Raw genomic sequence first — 24,603 nt, 5'->3', positions numbered from 1 at the left:
TAGGGTTTTCTGGTTAGTACAAATTTATGACTGAAGGATGTAATTGAAAATCAATTAAACGCTCCATTAATATACACTAATAATAGCCCTTTTTTACCGAGTTAGTGCAGGAGATCCATTGTATGTGATTTTCCAATACCTATTGCGCAATTTTAAATGGTAATACAGGAAAGACTATGTAGTAAAATGATGGTGAAATTCCCACTTTTAATTACTTCTTTGCTGTTAAGACCAATATAGCATCTTCCCATCCCGAAGGAGGTTTTATTTCACGTTGCTCATCAGGTTCAAATGCATCTGCTTTTGTTTCCCGTCCTTCGCTTGGGTCAAACCATTTGGCTTCTGCAGGTTTTGTCAAAGTGTTTTTTACTGTTCCATTGGAGTTATTGGAAAAATAGACCAATAGCATTTCACTATTGCCTAGTTTTACAGCTGCTCTAAGGCTTTCACCCTCGCTGGCTGTCCCTTGCAAAATGCTTTGATCGGGTACCCATTCTGCCCATTGGTGTGAGACAAGAAAGTTTTTTGCGAGTTGAGCAAATTGAAAAGCGCCGGGGAAATCCAAGGCTTGTTGCCAAGTGTACCCACAACTGTAGTTTCCTTTATTACCTCGCATCGGCCAAATAGGGCCTGCACCATATGTGTGTCCAGCTCCCCCAGCAAAAAAAGTGTGATAAACTTGTCGGCGGATCCTTACTGGAGAAACCCAACCACAATCATGTCCATAAGCACTAAACTCATAAGAGCCTTCTAAGAATAAACTTGGCTTTTTTGGATGATCCAAATTGTATTCCCTCAACATGCTGGGATAAACTTCTTCTACTTCCTTCCATACTTCTACTCCATTTGCCGTAAGCCATTTATCCTCGTGAAACCAATTTGAGGAGTTCTTGTCTGCGTCCCCATCTGGGTGATAAGTGATGAAAACTTTTTTCCATGCAGGGTCTGCTTCATTCCATTTTGGAGATTGATTGGTGACTCCCTGAACAATACCTTCAGCCATGGCTCTGAAAATTGCTCTTGAATCAAAGTTTTTTTCACTATCTGTTGAAATACCTTTGGCATCTCCTCCCAACACCCAAAGAATATGAGGTTCATTTTTATACCTTTTACCAAGAAAAGCCCCGTATTCCTTGGCTTCCTGTATATTAAATTCGGAATGGGTTCCTCCAAATTGAGTAGTGATATAGGACCTTCCCCAGTTTGGTAGCAGGGCAATGTACATGTTGCGTTTTTTAATTCCTTGGATAATGTAATCTGCATGGTCCCAATAATCATTTGGGGCACTAGGACTCCCACCAGCCACTATTAATGGCTCTGATGTATTTGGTGAATCTTCTCCTCCAGTAAAAGGGCGGTGCCCGTATGCATTTGCAGCGTTGTGTGGGCCACTATCTATTCCTCCGCCATGTGGGTACCAAAAGGCCACAGATTGAATGACATTGAAACCGGTTTTTTGCCTGTGATCCAAGTATTTATCCACCTCCTCTCTATTGAGTTGTTGGAACAAACCCCATCCCGTATCTCCAATCCAAAGGAAGGGGGTGCCATCTTGATGTGTGATATAATGCCCATTCGATGCGACCTCGAGGGAACCATGAAATTTCCATGGAGCCTGCGCAAATAAATTGTTGGCAAATAGTAGTAGAAATAAAGCGTAATTTATTTTTTTCATCTTGATCATTACCTAAATGTTTTAAGCCAGAGATGTCGTAAATATTTGTGAAAATAGGAAATCAACCTCATAAAATCATTGTTTTGGGAATGTTTAACCCCAAAACAAAATCAAATTCTCGAATTCACCAAATATTTAATATAGGGGTGAAACCTCCTAGGTTTCACTTACCTAATTTTAACATCAGGCTGATTATCAATAAAAGCTGGAAGGTTTGCAGGTCTAAGTTTATTGGTATTTGCAGATAATTGGTTTATTTTTATTTCGAACTAACACTGATGAACATGAATGCTTCAAGGTCTCTCCAACTAGTTGTCTTACTTATTTGCAGTTATTTTCAGATTATGAAAATTGCTGCGCAACCCACGGGTTCGCCGGCTACATCTGCGACCACCATTTCCAAATTCACGGAAGGGATGGAAAAACAGGAAGGGTTAATTGACCTCTATTGGGATAGTCGTTTGGGCAAGATTTGGATGGCAATTCCTGACCATGGAAAAGAATTGTTGTATTATCCCTCATTAGCCGCTGGCTTGGGATCCAATGATATCGGGCTGGATAGGGGGAGGGTCTATCCAGCTCAAATTGTCCGCTTTATTCCTGTAGGAGACAAGTTACTTCTTCAGGCTGAAAATTACACCTTTCGCGCCTCGGCTCAAAACCTTTTGGAAAAGCGAGCCGTGGAAGAATCTTTTGCTGCTTCGGTAATTTGGGGTTTTAAAATAGCTGTTAAAGAAAATGATCGAATTTTGGTGGATGGGACAAATTTTTTTCTTCAGGATGTCATCGAGGCCAGTGATGCCATAAAGAGGTCAGGACAGGGAAACTACAAAACAGACCTCTCCCGATCAGCCATTTACAAACCCAGAACCAAAAGTTTTCCTGAAAATACAGAGATAGAGGCTACCATTACCTATACTGGAGAACAACCTGGAAATTACATTCGCCAGATTGTGCCTGTTCCCAAAGCCATTAGTTTACGCATTCATCATTCATTTGTGGCATTACCCGAGGCAGGATTTGATAGCCGAACTTTCGATCCGAGAGCAGGGGTGAATGCAATAACTTATTTTGATTACTCCTCTCCGATAGATCAAGACTTTGAAAAAAAGACAGTTAGAAGACACCGCTTAGTGAAGAAAGATCCCTCGGCCGCCTTGAGTGAGGTGGTAAAACCCATCATCTATTACATAGATCCCGGAACACCTGAACCCATACGCACTGCATTAATGGATGGTACCGCTTGGTGGGCAGAAGCTTTTGAGGCTGCAGGATTTAAAAACGCTTTTCAGGTGAAATTACTTCCTGAAGATGCCGATCCCATGGATGTGAGGTATAACCTCGTCCAATGGGTACACAGATCCAGCAGAGGTTGGTCCTATGGGGGTGGGGTAACGGACCCGAGAACCGGAGAAATAATAAAGGGCAAAGTTACCCTGGGATCTCTTCGGGTGCGGCAAGACTACCTGATCGCTCAGGCGTTGGCGGGTAATTTTGATGCATCTAATCCAGAAAATGCAGTTTTAATGGACATGGCTTTGGCCCGAATGAGACAATTGGCGGCTCACGAAGTGGGGCATACGCTGGGATTGCCTCATAATTACATTGCCAGTGCCAAAGGCCTTACTTCGGTAATGGATTATCCTCATCCTTACCTATCCATAAAAGATGGAGCCATTGATCTTTCAACTGCTTATGCAGAGGGCATAGGCAGTTGGGATATTGTTGCCATTAAAATGGCCTATGCCTCCATTCCAGAAGGTTTGGAGGAACAGGAAGTCTTGGATCAGTGGATAAGCGAATACCTTGCTCAGGGCTTGGATTTCCTGTCCGATCAGGATGCCCGCCCTTCCGGATCCGCCCATCCGGAAACCCACCTTTGGGACAATGGAACCGATCCTGTGGCGCAGTTGGCGCATGTGCTTGAAGTTCGAAAGTTAGCTCTGGATGATTTTGGATTGAAAAATATTTCCAAGGGAATGCCACTTGCCGAATTGGAAGAATTGCTAGTGCCGATTTACCTTTTGCACCGCTATCAGGTGGAGGCTACATCAAAAGTAATTGCTGGGGTTAATTATGGATATACTGTTAAAGGAGATGCTAGAGAAAGTCATCAGGTAGTCTCACGAAAGAGACAATTGGATGCCTTGAATCAATTGTTACAAACCCTAAAACCCGATATACTGGCCATACCATTGTCCATACTCCAACAGATTCCTCCCAGACCATATGGTTATGCACCGGATGAAAGAGAAGTTTTCAAAAGACATACGGGATTGGTTTTTGACCCGCTCGCACCTGCTGAAATTGCGGCACATCATACCCTGACATTCTTGTTTCATCCCGAAAGGGCCTCCCGACTGGTAGCCCAAAGTGCACTGGATGTGCAGCAACTCCGGCTGGATGAATACCTTGATTATATAATAGAAGCTACTTGGAAAGGCCAAAGCCTATCTGGATATTCTGCAGAAATTAAGCGATCTGTAGAGAAATTAGTGCTTCAACACTTGATGGAATTGGCCACAAATCCAGCAGGAAGTGTGCAGGTTCGAGCCATTTCGATGGCAAAGGCAATGGCATTAAAAGACTGGATTGGTATGAGAAAGAATGGTGATTTTGCTCAAATAGCGCATAGAGCTTATTGCCTGGATCAACTGAAGAAATTCCAAAAGGATCCGAATGAAAAATTTAAACTCCTGGAACCACTTGCAGCCCCTGCCGGATCACCTATAGGACAATCCGACGAATATGGAGTCACTCCTTGTTTTGTTTATTGAATCGGTTTCCCGTACATTAAAATAGCGTACTAAAACCAGCGGAAATAATGCGCGTGATATTTATGTCGCCTTAATGGGAAATGCACTAATTCTTTGACTAGAATAGTGTTGCCAATTGGTTGGTAATTAAATTTTTAATTTTAGCTTGCGTCATGAAAAATCTTGTTGCTTTGATTATTATCTTGTTTTGCTCGATCAAATTGGAGGCTGGAAATTCCGATCAGACTCGAATTTCTAACGGTGATACCGTTCGGCTGATGTTGGTGGGGAACAGTTTTTCCAAAAATGCTACAGCATATTTGCAGCAAATAGCTTCTGAACAAGGAAAACACTTGATAATTGGCCGCGCGGAATTGGGAGGCTGTTCCTTAGAACGGCACTGGAGACTTGTTGAGGAAGCGGAAGGAGATAGTACACAAGGGGCATATAAAGGGAAGGCATTGCGAACTTTACTACTTGAGGAACCTTGGGATTTCGTCTCTATTCAGCAAAATTCAATGAATTCTACCAATATTTCTACCTACAGACCCTATGCTCATAATATGTACGAATACATTAAAGAGCTTGTGCCCGATGCTGAGGTGGTTATTCATCAAACTTGGGCTTATCGTGCAGATGCTATTCGCTTTGGGAACTTGAAAGATACTTTACACACCTCGACTGAATACGAGATGTGGCAAGCTTCTCGTCGGGCATATCATACGATTGCTGCAGAATTGGGAGTCCGCATGGTACCGGTTGGCGATGGGTTTTGGTATGCTGGGCAACATCCTAGGTATGGCTACGAGAAAGATGAAACTGTTAGCCTCAGCAATTACCTACATCCTGAATTGCCCAAACAGGACCATTCATTGCATGTCGGATACCAATGGAATAATGAAAAAGTACTTAGGTTGGACTCAAATCATGCTAATGCCTATGGCTGCTATCTTGGATCACTCATTTGGTATTCATTCTTGTTTGGTGAAAATCCCACAGAGACAACGTACCAACCAGATTTGGCTGATAGTGCGTTTATTGAGCACATACGGATAACAGCAATGGAAGTTGTTGATGTATTACCTTCTTTTTGAAAATTCTCGTATCAAGTTACCCTACATTCCTTGCCTTTTCAAAAGAACTTCAGCCTGAAAGAGGAAGGTTGATATAAGGGAAAGCACCTTTTGGTTGTTTAAAAAAGGAGTGAGAGAATTTTTACCAATTACATAGAATAATAATTTTTTCTTTACCTATTAAATTTTTTTAAGGGTCATTTTTTTATCAATAATGATCTTAAATGCGGGGGGATATTATCAATTTCACTTGTTTAAAAATCTAATTTTATTTTAGCTCATCTAAATCCAGCAGCCATTTGATTCATTGTTTAGATGAGTTTACAATCTTAGTATTTTAAGTGGCAAACTTAATATCATTTTAATGGATATTTTTCTTTTGGTATTTCTAATAATTGGGGGAACATTACTTATGGTAAGTTTTCTACCGATAGTCAAGGATATTTTCAAATTCAGCTACACGATTTTTCTGCTTATTTTTGGAGCCATACTGTATTGCCTCAATGCACCCTTGCCTATGCCAGACCCAGTTTGGCCTGTAGAATTGTCGTTGCGTTTTTCAGAACTGGTTATCATTATCAGTTTGATGATAGCAGGTCTTAAAATTGGGCTCAATTATACTTGGAAAGAGTGGAAAACACCCTTAAGGCTTTTGGTCTTTACCATGCCATTGTATATGGGGGTCATCTTTTCAGTTTCGTACTTTTTATTAGATTTTGGTGGTTCCATTTCGCTGTTGCTAGCATCTGTTTTGGCACCTACAGACCCAGCATTGGCTTCTGAAATTCAACTGAACGAGAAACAATCCGATGCAAAGAAGAGCGTTGGTGTCAAATTCAACCTTACAGCAGAGGCAGGACTTAACGATGGACTGGCTTTTCCATTTGTGTACCTGGCTATTTTATGGTCCTCAAATGCAAATTTTGGTTTTGATACTTGGATGGAATGGATTGGTTATTATGTGATTTATAAAATAGTAGTAGGGACCTTAATTGGGATTTTCATCGGCTTTCTATATAGCTGGTGTACTAAAAACTTGTCCGACGAAAGGGGAAAAATTATCCATCATGAGTTTGTGGCCATTGCGCTTACACTAATTGCCTATAGTATTGCTGAAATGGCAAATAGTTATGGGTTCTTGAGTGTCTTTTTTGCGGGACTTTTTGCACATTATCATATGCACACCCATAACATTACAATGCATAGTGAGCCTGGTTTAAAATTTATAACTAATCTGGAAAAAGTCTTAATAGTGTTCTGGATTGTTTTTTTTGGTGGTTCTATAATGGCAGGAATACTGAATTTCATCTCAATTCCAATGATAGTATTTTCCATATTGCTTGTATTGGTTATAAGGCCTGTTTTAGGGTATGTAAGTCTATTTAAAACCTCTTTGACCCGAAAAAAGAAAATGGCAGTCTCCTTTTTAGGTGTTCGAGGAATCGGTTCTGTGTTTTATTTAACCTATGCGTTTAAAAATGGGAGTTTCGGAGAAAATTATCAACTCTATTCAATAGTTTCATTGGTTATTTTATTCTCAATCATTCTTCATGGTGTTACTGCCAAAAGAATATTGATAAAAATATAATTAAATAGGTACTTATTTATTTATAAACAGCCTAAACCAATCAATTTATTATCCCTTTGTAAGTATCCAGCTTTTTAGATTTGGCATGGTTTGTTTGAGAGATTCTTTAAAGCTTTTTGAAGAGCTAAACTGCGTTTGATTTAAAATCCGTTCTTCAACTGATAATTCAAAAGTATCTTTCTGAAAAATCCATGGTGTAATAATCAAATGTCCATTCTCTGATTTTTTGATGAAATAGGTTTTACCACCAATGGAGGTGTTGATTTCCAGCTGACGTTCCAATTCAGGAGTTTCATCCTTGCATAGTATTAGGGATAATCGATCACAGAAGCGCAGGAACGCATAGTATTCCTTCGCTTTTGCATTAGTGAGGCCAAAATGCTTGATCATTGTTTTCCGTTCCGACGCTTGCTGTTGAAAAAACGCTGAAATTCTTTTGCTCTTTTTTTTGAACGGGCCATAAATAAATTCCAAATGGTAGGAAATCAATAACTTTATCCATTGAGACTTATTTTCTGAAGTTCTTAAAATACGCTGCATTCTTTCCATAACTTCATCCACTCGATAACTTTCTTCAGTAAAATCCATTGGTACGCCAAGATCAGAAAGGTACTCTTTTTCGTTTAAGTCAAGTTGCCTGTCATCATGCTCACAAATGGCTATTAGGGTTTCAAACCAATGAATGGGTCTATGAATTTCTTTAATTTCGTTAGCAATTTTACCAGCCAACAAACCATGTGACTCATGCAGTATTATATGAAGTCCTTTTATGGATTTATTTACGATCATGAAGTTTCGTTTAATTTAAAAAGATCGCCCCTAATTATAAGAACCAACACCTTGAAGATTTTTATGATTTTACGGATTAACCTTAGAAAAGACTTACCTATTTTCTAAGCCTTTTCAATACCACCCTTCTACCAATTTTGATGCCTAAATTCTGAAACTTTTTGAATAGGAAATCTGAAAGAAAGATTCATTTATGTCCCATAAGAGGCCTATTTTCTTCGTATGCTCGGGCAGGTTTTATTTTAACCCTTATGGTTTGATCAATTCTAGTTTGGTAAGCTTAAAATTTCCTTGTTCCAGATTGACACTACTATAGTTATACGCTGGAGTCATGTCAAGTCCGGTGAAAGATCTAATAAAAACATCTGCATCCAGTTGTACTTGTCTTCCTGTCCAAAATTCTATATTGGTAAGGGTGGTTGTACCACCTATTTTTCTATATGGAGCAGAGGGAGCTTCTACGGAATATCCTCTGTTTTTGTAGGTACCCTTAGGAATCAAGAATGTTCCATCCCGCAAAATATTAAAAGTGAAATCCAAAAAAGCCTGTGATGGAAAGAATGTTGGAAAAGGTGATTATACCATGAGGGAAAAGTCCTGCACCATAAATCATGATCTGGTTAGAGCAAATTGGTTTTTTTAGCTTACAATTTACCCCTGCCTGGAAGTAAAAGATTTATTAGTACTTATAACAAATTTCGGGTAAAAGAAAGTACCTCAAATTCCATTTGATTCTCATCGGTATAGTTTTTTGGATTCAATTGGATGTGAAGCCCATTTTCGTTTACAAAGGTATTATAAACCAAGTATTTGTTTCTTTGAAATTTTGTTTCTCCTAATACTTTAAACTTGTCGTCCAATACCATGATGGTAAATTCCTGGTCGTATTGGATTTCTGGATTGCTTATTTCATCTATCGTGTTTCCAAGTAGGGTAAGTCTATAGTAGACATCCCTGTATTCATCATAAATGATATTGTAATAGTGGGAGGTTGAATAATCGTAGACCACCGATTCTTTCCAATCCATTACCTTGTCTCTGTTCATTGACATAGGAGGAACTGCATCAAAAAATTGACTCTTTACTTGATGCTTTTCAATAAGTTGATCATTTTGATAAACGTAAATATTAGCATCGATCGGAAATGAGCGAATGATAAAATCATCTTTACGGTTAACTGCAGAATAACTAAAGTCCATCATACAATTTGCTCCCCAGTTCCCATTATTATAGATGTCAGGCCGATTGTATTCTTTTGAAAAATTCCCTGTGGTTAAATCTAATTTATAGAAATTTTTAAGCGCTGTATTATCGTCAAGAAGTGCACCCGTCATTCCAGCTGGGATATAAAGGGTGCCATTCATGAGAAACATTAAATTATCCTTCCCAGTCATAAACCCTTCCTCCAATCCTTCTCTTTCTAGGAGATAGGAGTTTTTGTAAATTCCCTTTTCATCGAATAAAAATATTTTGTTTGTCCAAGAATTTGATATAAATATAGAATCTTTGTTTGCATAAAGGAAACTTAATCCTTTTTTCCCAATCCCATTTGGACCCTGTGCTGGGAAGTGAATTTTATTCACAATAGAACCATTATCATAATCATAAAAAATGATCTCATTTGTGAATTCATTTAACATTAAATAATCGTTCAATTCAGGAACAAATTGAAAACAAGTTGATGTAGGTGCTGTCGAATCATTTAAGTGAAATATTTTCTCCGCGGAAGCTACTAATTCTAAAGGATCCTCTGTTACATCATTATCAGATTTTTCACCAGTGTTATTGTTACAAGCAAAAGCGAGCAAAAGAATAGGCAATAGGAGATTGGGTATATATTTCATATTGGGATTATTATAGGACTGGCGTTAAAAGTATCGTTTTATTTATTTGGAAACAATAGATTTGCCAACCAACCCGAACATAATTAAATATCTGAATTTAGTTTATATCCGGTTATAGAATGGCTGATTCTTAATTTTGGGTTCAGCTTTATTTAACCTTAATCTCAATCTCCATTTGGTTCCATATATAGTTGATCGAATGAGAATTTCCCTGATCGTTTTTCATCGCATCGGACCAGATCAGGTTCATTTTTTCACCGTCTTCACTGATCCATTTTGGGGATAGCTTTGGTTGGTAGGTCCTGTTTTTTGTGTCATCAACGGTCCAATAATCCGTATAATAAAACTGCGTCCATGGTCCATAAGCATTTTCTGAATACCAAAAACCCAGGCTGCCCGTCTCAGTATGCATCCAACTGTGGTAATAATCTTCATCCGAATTGCTCATGCCATGACCGCCATAGGTTCCTCCATTGACCATGATGTAAAGTCCGAGTCCTTCATTCCATACTACAGAAGGCAACCAGGAATACCATCCAAAGTAATGGTCTTTGCTACTTTTTTCTGGAAAAGTATGCACATAACCTCTATCAGTAATTTTATTTGACCATTGGGGTTCGTTGTTTTGGTCATACTTTGTGAAATATTGCCATTCACTTCGAAAATCTATTTTATCATGAGGTACTCGTGCTAAGGTCAGTTGATGGGCAGCGGCTCCCTCGGGGGAATAAATATATACGTATTCATCCTTGGCAGCGGAATTGTCTTTGCCGTTTTGTACAAAATCGAAAAAGGAAAAAGGGTAGGCTTCCTGCGTTTGATGTGGTAGTCCATGCTCCTTTAAAGAAAACATCTCCTGTTCATTGACTACATTTCTCATGCTGTCCATGGCAGTAAGTAAAAGTTCATTTCCTTCCCTGTCTACACGGGACCAGGATTCCCCATTGTCAGTTGACTTCAAAAGTTTTACGCCAGTAAAGGGCCCTGACCAAGCGGATCCCGGAGTTTTGGATACTGCAGAATAAATTGTGCCATTTACAGCCACTATGCCATAGCCAAACCAGCTGCCTTCCTTGCCACTGAATTCAGGGTAATTGGGCAGGTCTTCCCTTTCAAAATTTTCCGGGCCTCCTTTTATTCTGTAGAGGTGGTTGTGAATTTGTGAAGCGTAATTTTTTTGATCCAGCCAGTTGCCATCACACATTGAAACCATTTGCGAACCATCAGCTGTCCAGGTAAGACACCAATTGTCACCACTAGCACCCAATCTTTTTAAAGTTTCCTTGTTGAAGGTAACTCCTTCCGGAACAGCTTTTTTACTTTCTTCGGTGATGGTTTTTTTCTTCGTATTGCTCTGACAGGCAAAGGCTAACAATACTATAGGTAATAGCAGGTAATATCTAATTTTCATGAGGTGATTGCTTAGTGGGGTGGGGTTAAAAGCATTTTTGTAGGTATTGTGGGCTAAAAATTCTAAGCCCAAACGATACCTACGAATTAATTTAAGGAAAAATATTTATAAAGCTGATTTTTTGGCTGTTTTAGGTATTTGCTTAATATGGATGTACTTGCCGTATTAATTAAATCTGGTTAAGTTAATGCTACGTTTTCTGCACTAAATTTGCCGACATGTTATTTTAGAATTAGGAAATGAGGAATCACTTTTTCTTATTTAAATATCATTTTAGTTTCGAACTAAGCAATTTACAATCGATAGAGTATTTAGTAAGAATATCTTCAATTAACTCTTGGAACCAATCTGGAGAGAAGGGACTAATCACAATTTCACTTATCAGCTCCTGAACATTTACATTAATCATTACTCCATTATTATATTTTTCTTTTTCCCAATTGTGTTCCCATCCTTTTTGTGTTACTTCATGTATAAGACGAATTTCCTCCTCGTAGGAATATGCTTTATGCTTATGTATGAAAGGGGTTATCGAATTCCCTAGAGGAAAAGAATCATTTTCGTAATCAATATATTTTATTCTGCTACAATATATTTCTTCATCTGACTCATGGAATGCTTTAATTATCCTTGCAAAAGTAGACTTAATCATAATGCCTTGGTTGAGATCGGAATAAATCTTCCACAAGGCGTATGATTCATCTTTAAATTCATTCCAGCAATTAATACAAGTAAGTGATTTTATCTTGTCTTTAGACTTTAAATCCTCAGTTACCATTTGATCAATAGTTTCATTTGTAGGTGGATCTGTAAAAAAGTTTTCAACATCTCTCATGTGTTTATACCAATCAATCATATTTTTTCTTGATGTTATTGGCATAGACCCTTCAAATTTATCTTCTAACTTATCAAGTCGGCAAAAGAACAACTGCTTATTCTTAAGTAGGGACAAGAACTTAGTAATGTCCAAATATCTAGCAAGATCGATATTTTCTTCTGGTTCATGGAAAGGCGGTGAATTTTCTGTAAATCTTTTTATTGGCATTTTTTATTTGGTCTAAATTTCTTTTGTTATCCAAGTAAGATAGTTGAGAGTCAACCCTTTCTTAATTAGCCGGAATTATTTATATAAAGAAAAATATGGAATCCTAAAAATTTCTCCTTGACTGTAATTTCTACAAAAAAAATGGGAATTAATTTATAAAGCCACTTTTTTATTTAAGTCTCTTGATTTTATTTCAATTTTTCGCAAAACCGATTCTATTTTTCTTAATCAGAAACTTAGTTATAATAATCTTTTGGAATCTTAGAATTAACTGGGTTTTAATGGGGTGTCCAGATAGAAATTATTCATGACTTGCTTCATATTGATATTTCTTGGTCGAAATAACAAGTTAATGATGAAAGTAGAGCACCAAAAAGCTTCTTATTTTTAATTTTGTACTTTTACTGAAATAAATTGCTCAGCCCATTTTTGTTCTGGACCGACTGTAAAAAAATTATTAAAAACCTGCGTTTTATGTTGGTTTAGCCCCTAAATGGAAAGGGATTCGCCGTAACGGGACGGATCCCTTTCCTTATTCCTTACAAAGCATTTTATTGATCTTTTTCGACAAAGTCTTTTTCAAAATCAGTGTCATTTACCCAGCCCGCTTTCATTTCTTCTCCATTCATATAGCGTTCATAAAAACTATTGGAGGAGGCTCCTATGTATTCATACTCATCAAAAATATGACCATTACCAAACATCCTTGGATCATCCTGTCCCTTTAATTGTTCAAACAAGCTTTCCTTCAATTCCTTTTTCACCGCCAGGTATTCAGGGTGTATGGCTAGGTTTTCCATGCAATCTGGATCCTTGCTGATGTGGTAAAGTTCTTCCTGAGGCCTTTTGCCGAAAGAAGGCCCCCAGTACTTTGTGGACCCCGTATTCCTTCTATGGTTTAGAATAAAGGTTTTAGTAGGGCTACCATCGGTATTCAAATAGCCTGATTCAGGGTTTCCTGCTGGCCAACGATCCGGTTCAAAATTATGTAGGTAAATGTACTCATCCGTTACTATTCCTCTGATGGGATAACCCCAATCATGTGGCCGTCCCACATCATGTCTTTCTTTCCCTATCACTACAGCATTCCTACTGGGATCCACTTTGCCTGACTTTTCACTGGAGAAAATAGTTGTTAAGCTCTTCCCTGTTATAGGCTGCATATTTCCCTCTTCCTCACTAACCTGGGCTACCTCCAGAAATGTGGGAGAAAAATCAACGAATGAGATGAAATCGTCCACTTTTCGACCGGGATTCTTGATTCCTGCTGGCCACATGATTGCCAGTGGCAAATGATTGGAATATTCATATTCCTGGCCTTTTATCCGAGGAAAAGGCATTCCATTATCAGCTGTAACCACCACAATGGTGTTTTCAAGTTCTCCTCTTTCCTCCAGTACTTCAAGCATCTTTTGTAAATGCTGATCGAAATATTCTATTTCATAGGCATAATCCAGCATATCTGCTCTTATCGTATCGTTATCCGGCCAAAAGGAGGGTACTTTATCAATATCTTCCAGTTTCTTGCCTCCTTTTTCAATACCCGAGCGGAATTCATAAGCCCGGTGTGGTTCGGTGGAGCCATACCAGAAAGTAAAGGGCTCACCCTCAGGTCTCTGATCCAGGAAATCCTCAAAATTGGCAGCGTAATCAGTGAGGTTAATGGCTTTAGTGGGTGCAGTGGTCTTGTGCTTGTTAAACGCTTGACCTGTCAGTTCCCTCTTTTTTCCGTCAACTTCTCCGGGGTTGCCAGGAGCCCAACCCTTGGCTGTATGGCCTGTATAGTACCCATTTTTTTTGAGGGCCTCCATAAAAGTTGTGAACTTGGCAGGGAAATTAGGGCTGTGATTGGCGGCTTCTTCCAACTGCCAGGAATTTCTGCCTGTTAAGATACATGCCCTTGAAGGTGCACATTTGGCATTTGGGGTATAGGCATTCATAAACAGAATGCCTTCTTTGGCGACTCTGTCAAATGCTGGCGTATTTACCCAACTGGTTCCATAGGCACCCATATGGGGAAAGGACGCATCATCCGCAATGGCAAAAAGTATATTAGGCCTTTTGATATTCTCTGTTTCTTCTTCCTTAGGAGAACAAGAAACAGAGAATAGAAGGCATACAAGTCCTAATGCTGAGAAATAAAATGGTTTTTTCATATTTGAATTTTTATTGACTGGGTTTATTATTCTTCATTAGAGGGTCATCCTACCTATATGACATTGGTTAATATTTCTTCCGTTAAGGATTTTCTTTAATACCTTCTGAAAGCATCCATGCCTTATAATATTTATGAAATCCAGCCTTTATTGCTGGTGATGCCTGATGCAATGGTTTTTCGCTATTCATTAATTTACCTAAAAACCCCTCTTTCATTAAAATCGAAGCTGCCTGTATTGCAACCGCTTTATCATAGGGTTCTAGTTTTTCTATAAAGCTAATAATTTCACCATCAGTATTTTTCCATAACTTAAGAGCGTATTCGTATGCGCTTGTGCGGAGGCCATCACCATCGGCGTCAATCCAAACGGCACCTGATGAACCCATTATCTTTGGTTTCCACAAAGGTGAATCCGGTTGGTAAGGCTTGCCTATTTGCCAAAAAGGCAAGGGCTTTCCTGGTCCTGTGGCAATGACTACAAGAAAAACATCATGCGCTGGCTTGGGAAGGGTCCAGGTGCCGGTCCATTTTATTCCTGTCCCACTTTCGCTTTCCCCTGAAATGATTGCTTCACGTACTTTTATACCGTTTGCGTAGAGGCTTACCGTATCGGCATCTAACCAGCCAGGACCCAAAACGCGTACAGCTACATTGATCTCTCCCGCATTAGGAGCCAGATCCCCTGATTCATATTGTTGATCTATGACCATTTCAGCCAAAAGACTAAAATTCACCATAACCTTTCCTTCACGGATATTTTGAATGGCTTCACCTACGTCTATTTTCCCTGGATCTTTACTTTGGCTTCGAATATAGGTTCTGGCTTGCCCCACCCGATACCTATTAACATCATGAGAGTCACTGGCCCCAATAGGTGTTATTGAATATCCCCTATTTAGCATGCCAAACCAGTCTTTATAGAGACGCATAATGTCCGTTTGAAGGGCACCTGAATTGATCACCTCCATCGCATTGGCAGGGACTTCCCAACCTTCCAGATTAACTCCAGCATCCCCAATATGTCTTTCCTGATCAAAGGGTCGGAATCCACCGTGTACATCACGTGCATGGTTCAATATGATGATTCCCTGGCCTACTGTTTTTTGCATGTTTCGATAGAGCATATCCCAGTTTTCCGCTTTTATTTCCGGTATAGGAGCTTCTTCGGTTACAGGGAAAATATTGAAATGTCCGAAGCGAGTAGTTACTTCATTACCAATAACCGGGGTGAAGTAGGCATTCACCCGCATTTCCCAGGAGGCGGGTTCAATATTAATATGCACATTGTGATCGGTCATGATTGGCAATTCAATCCCTTCAGCAGCAATGGTAATGGCCCGTTCCTGCATTGTGGCGTCACCATGCCCAGAGTGAGTAAAGGTATGGATATGGGTGTCACTACTGATCCAACCCTCCGTTGGAACTTCCTGATTAATGTAAAGTTTTTTATGGATTCGATCTCCTGGTTTTATGGTCAATTGAAGAGAGTCAACTCCGTACTCAAAGCCTCGGGTAGCATAAATGGTAAAATCTCCTGAGGGAAGTCCAAACGAAGCCTTTCCATTTCCTGTGTAGACAACACCTGGTCTTACCGCAAGATCATCAGAGGACGATGCTCCTACAGTTTGCAGGGCTCCCTCGGTGTTTACTACGGTAATTATAGAGGGAAGCAAATTGGCACTTGTTTTATCATAGACTTCTATATGGAGCGTACCTTCCGATAATACTTCTGTCAAAGGCCTATCATCTAAGACTATATGGCCAACCATTATATCATCAGGCACCGTTCCCTGCTGTTCAATTTGGATACTATTATGGCCTGGGTTGAGTAATCCAGAGGGGATTTCCAGGTAAATGATTTTGTCCTTCTCATCCCTATCCAAATTCCCCAGTTGATTGCCATTGAGCTTTACCTGCCATGTTTGTTTTATATCCTGTTGCCGGATTTGTAGGGTTTTATTTCCAGCAGAATTTTTTACCACAAAAGGAATTTCTATACGATTACCTTCTGATTCCCGGGAGAAATCCGCCCATTCCGGGCTGTCTCCAAAACGCAAATGATGCATCTCTGGGTCTAAAATGATTTTTTGGGCAAAGCCTTTTTCCAATGAAAAACACAAGCATACCAATACTAAGAGTAAATAATGCAGGTTCACTCTGAACCAATAGGACCTAAGATGTATCACCAATTTTATCATTAATTTTTGTTTAATTCTTTTATCCTTACCAAGACTTGTCTTTGTTCCATTAGTGATTTAATAGAGATTAGCAGAAGAATTTAAGGGTTTTTTAAAAACTCATTTTTCCAATATTCTAAAAATTCCTCATCAGAAACAGTAGGAGCAAGGCCTTTTTTCTTCATATTGGTGATGAACTCCTCTTGCATAATTTTTTTTGCTTCTAGAATTTCGACTGAATCTTCAGGATATTCCCCAATATCCACTGCCAATAACCACCTGTCCAATTCCCCTCTAAAATCCAATAAGGTTTTCTGGTATTCTTGTTGGTCCGCCAGATTTTTCATTTCAAAAGGGTCAACACGAAGGTCGTACAACTCTTCTTCAGGACGGTAAGTGCCCATAAAATGCGCTTGTTCAGGGGTAAGCTCTCCATTTTTGTACATCACCTGCATCAGGGTCAAAACCGGGTACTCCCATTTTTTATAGCCATTGAACTGTGTATAGGGTCTCTCAGGGTGAAAATTCCTTATGTATTTAAAATCTTTGGATCTTACCGCACGGATACGGTCGAGGGTACCATCACAGCGATCTCGCATGGCAAAGATGTACTTCCTCTTTTCGGTCTTTTCATCCAAGAAATCCTGACCCTGCATGTAATCAGGTATGTCGAGCTTTGCCAGGTTCATTACAGTGGCAGCTAAATCAATATTGCTGATCATGCGATCACTCTTTTCTCCGGCTGTTAGTTGTCCTGGCCACTTAATAATTAAAGGAGAATGGATACCTCCATCATACAGAAACTGTTTCCCACGGACATGTGGCCTTCCATGGTCTGCAAAAAAGAATACAACCGTATTTTCGGCAAGCCCATCTTTTTTTAACCTTTCGAGAATTTCTCCAACTTGTTTGTCCAATAGTTGGACTGTTTCTAAATAAAGTGCCCAGTCTTTTCTGGCAAGGGGATGATCAGGATAATAGGGTGGCAAAGCCACTTTGTTAGGATCCACAGGATGCTCCGGATCCGCTTTAAAGGGCCGATGGGCATAAGTGAGGTGAACTTGTGCAAAGAAAGGTTGCTCCGGTGCTCTGTTTCTCCAATCAGTTCCATCAAACAACTCTTCAGCATCATAGGAAAAGTTGTATCCAGTATAAAACCCGGTATTTTCCAATTGAATTCCCTTGCTGTTGGTCACATAATAGCCTGCTTTTTTTAAATAATTTGTAAATGGAACTACTGGTGTAGGCAATGGTTTCTTGAATTTGGTAAATTGGTTGTGAGAATTTATACTTACTGAATACATTCCTGTAATAAGCGCAGAACGACTAGGGGAACAAACATCTCCTACAGTAAAAAAATTTTCATAAATAATCCCTTCTTTAGCCAATTGGTCCAGGTGAGGAGTATGGACCTGAGTATTGCCGTAGCATCCCAGGTCTGTACTCAAGTCATTGGCAACAATCCATAATATATTGGGTTTTGTAGAAACTGCTCTTACACTAAGAATGTGTCCCCCAACAATAATAATCAATAGGAAGCCTATTTTTTTCATCATTTTAATAACCCTTTTGTGGTCAATTTTGGTCCCGTATATGCCTGCCTTCAGTTCTCATAATTGTATTCCTTTTTAAGCCCGAAAACTTCCTGAGAATTTTTACTCGGAGTAGGTCGCTTATCTCTCTCAGCGAAGTATTGAGCCCCTATCCATTTCATTTCACCTCCAATCACTCTTGGGTCACCTGTTTCAGTAAGGTAGGCATCGAGTTTTTTGGAAAGCATTTCTTTTGTATTATGATATTCAGCTTGCTCCGCTACATTGTTCAATTGGTATGGATCCGCTCGAAGGTCAAATAACTCCTCTACAGGTCTTTTATCAAAGGCCAGATTGAAGAGTTCTTTTACCCCTTCTTTTTCCCGATACCGAAGCATGTACTCTTTGGTTGGAGAAGGATAATGGAGCATATGGGCATCGACATCCCCATACAAAGGAGGATCGCCTGCCGGCCATTGTTCTGGCTCGTAATTCCGGATATAAAGATAATCTTTGGTAACGATAGATCGTCCTCCATAGCCAGCACCACCTGCCCGAACAAAGGCATGTCTTTCCCTTGCCGTCACCATGAAGTCGCGGTCCGGTTCTATTGTTCCATCACCTTTTGATTCCAGAATATTTACCAAACTTTTGGTTGTCATTTCATTGGGGACTGCAATATCCGCCAATTCAAGAAAGGTAGGTGCCAAATCGCTAAGGCCTACAAAATCAGCTATCACCCGACCTCCTTTAAACCTGTCAGGCATGGAAACAATCAGAGGTATCTTTGTTCCAAAGGTATAAAGATTGGCCAAGCCACGGGGCATTTGCCATCCGTTGTCGCTGCAAACAATGATTAGGGTGTTCTCCATTTCACCGGATTCTTCCAATAACTTAAGGAAGGCCCCGACTTCACTGTCAAAGCTTTGGATTTCAGCATAGTAATCAGCCATGTCCATTCTAACCGAATCATTGTCTGGTAAATAGGAGGGGACTTTAATAGCATCCATGTCAATGTCCACTTTAGTCGCATTGTCAGAATAGGGCCGATGTGGATTTCGGGAGCTGAACCAATAGGTAAAAGGCTGTCCCTTTTCACGTTGACTTAAAAATGCCTGGAAAGTTTCATACTGATCACCTGCGGGATTACGCTCCCAACCACCGGCTTCATAATTTCCTGGTCCCCATCCCTTCCCTTGAAAGCCTACCAAATACCCTGATTCCTCAAGCATGTCTGTAAATACCTGGAATTTAGAAGAGATGGTTCCCCAAAGATTTGCCCCCTCTTCTAATTTCCATATATCCATTCCAGTAAGCATGGATGCTCTTGCAGGTGTGCAGGAAGGTGCTGCACAATAAGCGTTTGTAAACCTAATTCCCTGCATGGCCAAGCTATCTATAGTAGGTGTTTTTACTACAGGGTCGCCATAACATCCCAAATGGTTCCAAGAATGGTTATCTGACATCAAAAGAAGAATATTAGGTCTTTTCTTTGGTTTTCCGTTTTGGAACTGCATCCGACAAAGCCAATTGCTCCCAGAATCAAGCCAACCAAAATCAGATTTAAGAGGCCATGTTTCATCAGTCTATTGCTCATTCCGTGGGGTTTTGGACGAGGTTAGTATTTAACGCCAATTCTGTTTCTGGAATTAAATGAACAATGCTATTGGAGGTCGGCAGTACCAACATGGGCCCTGACCATCCAAAAGGTTGGACGGAGCTCCTGTCCATTGATCTGTTATTTCTATATACATCAATAGCACGATGACCTTCCCAGGCCAATTCTAAACGTCTTTCATCCAGTACCACATCCAAGACAGTAGCATACCCCTTTAGGTCACTGGTGGAAAACAGTTGCTCTCCAGATAAGCCAGCCCGTTCTCTAATGATATTGACCATCTCAATGGCCTCGGCTTCCATACCTGGCGTTTTTGCATAAGCCTCTGCTTTGATCAGGTACATTTCTGCCAAACGCATCACTATCGGAGAAGAAAGCATTTGAACGCCTCCCTCCAAAGTGTATTTGTTTATAAAGTATTGCGACAAACCATCTCTTTTTCGGAGGAGGAAACCAACGTCTTCCGTAGGGTCAGGTATCCTGTTCCCTTGATCATCATAGATATAATCCGGATCAATGAATTTGACCCTTTCATCGTTGGGGTTTTGATAAATTAAATCTCTATAGGTTTTAGAGGCAAATATCTCCCCCCATCCTCCCTGGGAGTGGTACAATGATCCAATGGATCCCTTTCCCATATTTTCTGTTTCCAAAAGCTTGATGGCAAAGAGTGTCTCGGGATTGTTTTCAGGAAGCAAAGTGAAATAACTTCCTAATTGAGAGGTTTCAAGCAGGTTGTACCTTCCCGAGTTGATCACCTTGTCAGCATATTCAATGGCTTTGTCATGCTGCTCCATGTATAAATATAAACGCGCAAGCATACCCCAGGCCACTTCTTTGGAGCCAAAAATAGAGGGCTTGCTTATGCTCATCAAGCTAGCTGCCTTTAAAAGGTCGCTTTCAATGAATTCAAAGGTTTCTTTCACGGTACTTCTGGGAGGCAATGCAGATACATCTGTATTGTCCCTGATCATTACACCCAGGTTGGTTTCAGGACTTTGAGAATAGGGTCTGCCAAACATTCGCACAAGATCAAAATGCATAAATGCCCTTAAGAATAAGTTTTCTCCTTTAAGCTGAAGGTTTTCCTCATCGGCGTTGTCATCAATGGCTTCAATTACTTTGTTGGCTGAAAAGATGCCATAGTAGGCTTCCTGCCAGAATTGGGTAGAAACTGAAGAATTTACAATGTGCTGGTAACTGTAAGTCAGCATTCTGTTGTCTCCACTGTTCTTCACCCAAACGGCATCATCGCCTGGGAACTCTTGTGCGGCCTGCCTGTTTCTCACATACCGCATTTCTCTTAGGCGGCTATAGGTGCCAACGGTAATGTTGGAAAGTAATTCAGGCGAATTCGAAACCTGTTCGTCAGACAATTGATCGGTAGGATAATACTCAAGATCATCGCAACCCGTCATATATCCCATGAAAACGGTAACTAATATAATATTTATAGATTTTTTTCATTTTATGGCGATTAAAATTCTTAAAGATCAAAACTTACACCTAGAAGGATTTTTCTGGTAGGAGAAAACCTGGCGCTATTAGCTGATTGGGCGATAACTGGGTTTTCCATATTTACATCTGGATCTCCACCACTGAATTTGGTGAAAACGGCCAAATTGTCCATACTGAGATAAATTCTCAAACCCGAAAATTTGTAAACTTTCTCGGGAAAGGCATAATCCAATCTCACATTCTGGATGCGGAAATAGCTAGCATCTTCCAAGTACCTGGAGGACGTCCCATTCGAGGCACTTCCACCACTCAGCAATCGTGGGTGGGTGGCGATATCACCAGGGTTTTCCCAACGTACCCAATCCCCTTGAAGCTTCATCTGATTTTGATTGGTACTGTTATTATCAGAATCTATCCGCTCTCTGTGGGAAAAGTAAATACTTTGTCCAACAGCATAATTGGCCAAAACACTTAAAGAAAAATTCTTATAGAAAAGGTCATTTCTAATACCACCCGTAAAATCCGGGTAGGCTGAACTTACGAACAGGTTGCTTGCCGCATTGTACGTATTGGTTGTGCTGATAGTAGCGGGCTCAGTTTTATCCGCGCCATGAATTAGGTTGCCTTCAGCATCTTCCCACCTTACCCAAAGTGGATCGCCTGTCTGTGGGTCAGCTCCAGCCCATTCTTTCATATAGAAATACCTCATAGGTAAACCTTCCCGAATCCTCATCTGCCCACTGGCAATGTCTTCTCCCTGATTCAATGCCAAAACCTTATTTTTATTAATGTTTACATTGAAATTGGTTTCCCACCTTATGGCTCCGTCCAGATTGACGGTGGTGATACTGACATCAAGCCCTCGGTTTCTAACAGAACCTACATTTCTTTGCTGGCTTGCAAAACCGCTGGATGCAGATAGGGGTACATTTTGCAACAAATTCTTATTTACCCTATTGTAATAGTCGACCTCAATATTAATGCGGTTAAACATGGAGAATTCCAGCCCTAAATTGGTGGTATAAGCCATTTCCCAGGTTAAATCTGGATTTTCCCTACGTGCAGGTCGCGCTCCTGAAAGCCCGTTGTAGGTACTGTTAGAGGTGAAGCTGTAAGTTCCAAGGGACAGGTATGGAGCGATATTGGCATTTCCTGTAGTACCATAACTTGTCCTGATTTTTAATAAATCAATCCATGTAGCATCTTTCAAAAAGTTTTCCCTGTTGACATTCCATGATGCTCCAACAGAATAAAAAGTAGCCCATCGGTTATTGGCTCCAAATCTGGAAGAGGCATCTCTTCTAACAGAGCTGACCAAAAAATACTTGCCTTGATAATTATAGTCTACTTGTCCAAAATAGGATGAAAAACCTGTTTCGGTACTGTTTCCAGCGACAGACTTTGGGCTCCCAGCAGCACTTAGGGCACTTAAATCACCCGCTAAATCCATTCCAACGGCTCCGGTAAAAGAAGAGGTGAGATAATTGTATTCCTGGCCCAATATTCCCGCAAAACTGTGGTCACCGATTCGGTGTTCCAGGTTCAGAAGATTTGAGGTAAGGAAAGATTGGTCATAGGTATAGGTCTGGCTTACTCTGCCATTCTCAAAGCTGGCCAACTGGTGATCCTTGTCCAGAAGTTGTGTCCAATCGGTTCCTGCTAATCCAACCCTGTTTGTGGTGGAAAATCTCATCCAGTCTGTGATATCTACGTCAAGCTGAAGATCAATTCCAAATCGCATGTTTTTGGTGATATCACTTTGGTGATCCTTGTTGTAGAAATAATTTGATTTGGCATTTCCAATCCAGGTATTCCCTGCTTCCAATGGATTATAGGGAGTTGTTCCATCAGCTTCAAATGCGGGATCCCATGGTAAATTATTGTACAATTGGGTCATTGTTCCTTCCTGGCCTTCTAAAGGTTCATTTGGGGCCCTATTTGCACCTGCATTTATTCTGGTTTGTAAGGTAACCCTATCAGAAATCTGATGTTTCAGGTTCGCTCTCAAATCCATGTTCTGGTATTCCGTTCCAAGCACCGTTCCAAGTTCATTGTAATAGTTACCACTTATATAGAACGTTGTTTTTTCACTTCCTCCTGATACAGAAAGCTGATGCTGATTTACATGACCTGTTCTGGTAAGCAAGGACTGCCAGTCAGTATCTGAAGCCAAAAGGGAAGAAGGCAACACATTTCCAAGGTATTGGTCAAAGGTCTGGTTTGTATAAACCGGAACACCTGCTGATACTTGCGCATCATAAAAGTTTCTAAATCCTTGTTCTTGCCTGTCGTAAAGTTCAGCAGAATTCATCATTTCTAAATTGCCATTCCTGAATTGACTAATCCCTGCCGATCCACTGTAACTAACTTTGGTTTCGCCACTTTTTCCTTTTTGGTGGTAATGATGATTACCCCATTGGCGGCACGGGAACCATAAAGTCCTGTAGCGGCTGCGTCTTTCAAAACTGTAATTGAAGCAATGTCCATTGGGTTAGCAGAGCCACCAATAACCCCATCTACTACGTATAAAGGGCCGTAGCCTGCACCTATTGATCCTACCCCTCTAATTACTATATTGGTAGCACTTCCGGGCCTGCCTTCTGTATTGGAAACTGTTAATCCAGCAACTTTTCCCTGAAGCATGGTTCCCAGGTTATTGGAGATAACCCCATTTTTTAAATCCTTCTCACCAACTATAGCGACTGAAGAGGACAGTTCAGACTGACGTCTGGCACTGTATCCCACGACCACTACCTCATCGAGTGAAGAAATGTCTTCATTCAAGGTTACATTTATGATGCTTTGGTCCCCAACTAGTATCCTTTGGGATTCAAAACCAATAAATGAAAAGACCAAAGTAGACCCTTCGGGAACGGAAATGGTGTATTTACCATCAAGATCAGTTGCCGTCCCTATTCCAGCACCAGCAACAGAGATTGTTACTCCAGGGATTGGATCCCCTGCTTGATCCAGGACAGTACCAGAAACGGATACGTCCATCATTGTTTCAGAGGGCTGAATCAAAGTTTTTTCCAGGTTATTGTGAGGCTGATTGAGATGATTGCCTTTAGTGTAAATGTGGTCTGTTGGGGAATCCCCGATGAGGGGAGTAAAGCTGGAGAGCGATAAAATGACCACCGTTCCAAACAAAAGCTTCTTTACCAGCCATTGATGATACAGCATATTTAATTTCATAAATTGGGTTTTTAAATTAATTGTTAATTGATATTATCACAATTGGGACAATAATATAAAGTTTTAAATTTATATTATAATAATACATGATAATTTCTTTTTAAGTTTTTATTAACCCATGTTAAGTATTATTCCTAAATATTTGATAGGTGTAGATGTAATTATAAGTTTTAATTTATAAATAGTGTGGAGGAGTAAAACCTAATAAAAATGGTTTTAAAGACCAATAAGTACGAAATACCATAGGTGAAACAGGTTTGCGATTACCGATAGGACATGCATTG

At 40.1% G+C, this 24,603-nt stretch carries 16 protein-coding genes; 3 read left to right on the top strand and 13 right to left on the bottom strand.

Going from position 1 to position 24,603, the window contains the following annotated elements; all coding sequences use genetic code 11:
* Window positions 1-211: 211 nt before the first annotated feature.
* Complete coding sequence (locus tag ADICYQ_RS00285; RefSeq protein WP_020891403.1) at window positions 212-1,684, bottom strand: glycoside hydrolase family 140 protein; 1,473 nt, start codon at window positions 1,682-1,684, stop codon at window positions 212-214.
* Between the two features lie 335 nt (window positions 1,685-2,019).
* On the opposite strand from ADICYQ_RS00285, the gene ADICYQ_RS00280 reads away from it, so the two are divergent.
* The 3 genes from ADICYQ_RS00280 (at window position 2,020) to ADICYQ_RS00270 (ending at window position 7,092) form a co-directional block, all read left to right on the top strand.
* Window positions 2,020-4,452, top strand: a complete 2,433-nt coding sequence (locus ADICYQ_RS00280; protein WP_235114198.1) for a zinc-dependent metalloprotease — start codon at window positions 2,020-2,022, stop codon at window positions 4,450-4,452.
* A 170-nt stretch (window positions 4,453-4,622) separates the two neighbouring features.
* Entirely contained in the window at window positions 4,623-5,525 is a 903-nt protein-coding gene (locus ADICYQ_RS00275; protein ID WP_235114196.1) for a DUF4886 domain-containing protein, read from the top strand.
* Window positions 5,526-5,868: 343 nt separating this feature from the next.
* Window positions 5,869-7,092: a cation:proton antiporter gene (locus ADICYQ_RS00270; RefSeq protein ID WP_040413642.1), complete on the top strand. Its 1,224-nt coding sequence runs from the start codon at window positions 5,869-5,871 to the stop codon at window positions 7,090-7,092.
* A 48-nt stretch (window positions 7,093-7,140) separates the two neighbouring features.
* Here ADICYQ_RS00270 and ADICYQ_RS00265 read toward each other — a convergent pair whose 3' ends face one another.
* The 12 genes from ADICYQ_RS00265 to ADICYQ_RS00210 form a co-directional block, all read right to left on the bottom strand.
* Window positions 7,141-7,881, bottom strand: a complete 741-nt coding sequence (locus ADICYQ_RS00265) for a DUF3891 family protein (RefSeq protein ID WP_020891399.1) — start codon at window positions 7,879-7,881, stop codon at window positions 7,141-7,143.
* A 249-nt stretch (window positions 7,882-8,130) separates the two neighbouring features.
* Entirely contained in the window at window positions 8,131-8,421 is a 291-nt protein-coding gene (locus ADICYQ_RS00260; protein ID WP_020891398.1) for a hypothetical protein, read from the bottom strand.
* Window positions 8,422-8,567: 146 nt separating this feature from the next.
* Window positions 8,568-9,725, bottom strand: a complete 1,158-nt coding sequence (locus tag ADICYQ_RS00255) for a DUF4221 family protein (RefSeq protein ID WP_020891397.1) — start codon at window positions 9,723-9,725, stop codon at window positions 8,568-8,570.
* Between the two features lie 148 nt (window positions 9,726-9,873).
* A complete protein-coding gene (locus ADICYQ_RS00250) occupies window positions 9,874-11,136 on the bottom strand; it encodes a glycoside hydrolase family 183 protein (RefSeq protein ID WP_146947941.1) in 1,263 nt (420 codons plus the stop codon).
* Window positions 11,137-11,404: 268 nt separating this feature from the next.
* Window positions 11,405-12,181: a DUF2971 domain-containing protein gene (locus tag ADICYQ_RS00245; RefSeq protein WP_020891395.1), complete on the bottom strand. Its 777-nt coding sequence runs from the start codon at window positions 12,179-12,181 to the stop codon at window positions 11,405-11,407.
* 551 nt (window positions 12,182-12,732) lie between these two features.
* The gene (locus ADICYQ_RS00240) at window positions 12,733-14,337 is read right to left on the bottom strand and encodes a sulfatase family protein (protein ID WP_020891394.1); all 1,605 of its coding nucleotides are present in this window, start codon (window positions 14,335-14,337) and stop codon (window positions 12,733-12,735) included.
* An 82-nt stretch (window positions 14,338-14,419) separates the two neighbouring features.
* Window positions 14,420-16,537, bottom strand: a complete 2,118-nt coding sequence (locus ADICYQ_RS00235) for a CehA/McbA family metallohydrolase (protein WP_146947943.1) — start codon at window positions 16,535-16,537, stop codon at window positions 14,420-14,422.
* Window positions 16,538-16,617: 80 nt separating this feature from the next.
* Window positions 16,618-18,072: a sulfatase family protein gene (locus ADICYQ_RS00230; protein ID WP_051160063.1), complete on the bottom strand. Its 1,455-nt coding sequence runs from the start codon at window positions 18,070-18,072 to the stop codon at window positions 16,618-16,620.
* A gap of 47 nt (window positions 18,073-18,119) precedes the next feature.
* Entirely contained in the window at window positions 18,120-19,514 is a 1,395-nt protein-coding gene (locus ADICYQ_RS00225; protein ID WP_200861861.1) for a sulfatase family protein, read from the bottom strand.
* Between the two features lie 127 nt (window positions 19,515-19,641).
* The gene (locus ADICYQ_RS00220) at window positions 19,642-21,093 is read right to left on the bottom strand and encodes a RagB/SusD family nutrient uptake outer membrane protein (RefSeq protein WP_020891389.1); all 1,452 of its coding nucleotides are present in this window, start codon (window positions 21,091-21,093) and stop codon (window positions 19,642-19,644) included.
* Between the two features lie 59 nt (window positions 21,094-21,152).
* On the bottom strand, window positions 21,153-23,468 hold the full coding sequence (locus ADICYQ_RS00215) for a SusC/RagA family TonB-linked outer membrane protein (protein WP_235114205.1): 2,316 nt from the start codon (window positions 23,466-23,468) through the stop codon (window positions 21,153-21,155).
* Window positions 23,441-24,319, bottom strand: coding sequence for a carboxypeptidase-like regulatory domain-containing protein (locus ADICYQ_RS00210; RefSeq protein ID WP_020891387.1), 879 nt, complete (start codon window positions 24,317-24,319; stop codon window positions 23,441-23,443). The genes ADICYQ_RS00215 and ADICYQ_RS00210 overlap by 28 nt, the downstream gene beginning before the upstream one ends.
* Between the last annotated feature and the right edge of the window lie 284 nt (window positions 24,320-24,603).

This window comes from Cyclobacterium qasimii M12-11B, from assembly GCF_000427295.1.
Classification (GTDB): domain Bacteria; phylum Bacteroidota; class Bacteroidia; order Cytophagales; family Cyclobacteriaceae; genus Cyclobacterium; species Cyclobacterium qasimii.
The sequence above is the reverse complement of the archived record's forward strand: the minus strand, read 5'-3'. Positions and strand labels throughout refer to the sequence as shown.

What these genes read in the sequence shown, in the direction of transcription:
- ADICYQ_RS00285 (WP_020891403.1), bottom strand. Translation starts at nt 1,684, where the DNA reads ATGATCAAGATGAAAAAAATAAATTACGCTTTATTTCTACTACTATTT.
- ADICYQ_RS00280 (WP_235114198.1), top strand. Translation starts at nt 2,020, where the DNA reads ATGAAAATTGCTGCGCAACCCACGGGTTCGCCGGCTACATCTGCGACC.
- ADICYQ_RS00270 (WP_040413642.1), top strand. Translation starts at nt 5,869, where the DNA reads ATGGATATTTTTCTTTTGGTATTTCTAATAATTGGGGGAACATTACTT.
- ADICYQ_RS00265 (WP_020891399.1), bottom strand. Translation starts at nt 7,881, where the DNA reads ATGATCGTAAATAAATCCATAAAAGGACTTCATATAATACTGCATGAG.
- ADICYQ_RS00255 (WP_020891397.1), bottom strand. Translation starts at nt 9,725, where the DNA reads ATGAAATATATACCCAATCTCCTATTGCCTATTCTTTTGCTCGCTTTT.
- ADICYQ_RS00250 (WP_146947941.1), bottom strand. Translation starts at nt 11,136, where the DNA reads ATGAAAATTAGATATTACCTGCTATTACCTATAGTATTGTTAGCCTTT.
- ADICYQ_RS00245 (WP_020891395.1), bottom strand. Translation starts at nt 12,181, where the DNA reads ATGCCAATAAAAAGATTTACAGAAAATTCACCGCCTTTCCATGAACCA.
- ADICYQ_RS00240 (WP_020891394.1), bottom strand. Translation starts at nt 14,337, where the DNA reads ATGAAAAAACCATTTTATTTCTCAGCATTAGGACTTGTATGCCTTCTA.
- ADICYQ_RS00235 (WP_146947943.1), bottom strand. Translation starts at nt 16,537, where the DNA reads ATGATAAAATTGGTGATACATCTTAGGTCCTATTGGTTCAGAGTGAAC.
- ADICYQ_RS00230 (WP_051160063.1), bottom strand. Translation starts at nt 18,072, where the DNA reads ATGATGAAAAAAATAGGCTTCCTATTGATTATTATTGTTGGGGGACAC.
- ADICYQ_RS00225 (WP_200861861.1), bottom strand. Translation starts at nt 19,514, where the DNA reads ATGTCAGATAACCATTCTTGGAACCATTTGGGATGTTATGGCGACCCT.
- ADICYQ_RS00220 (WP_020891389.1), bottom strand. Translation starts at nt 21,093, where the DNA reads ATGGGATATATGACGGGTTGCGATGATCTTGAGTATTATCCTACCGAT.
- ADICYQ_RS00210 (WP_020891387.1), bottom strand. Translation starts at nt 24,319, where the DNA reads ATGAAATTAAATATGCTGTATCATCAATGGCTGGTAAAGAAGCTTTTG.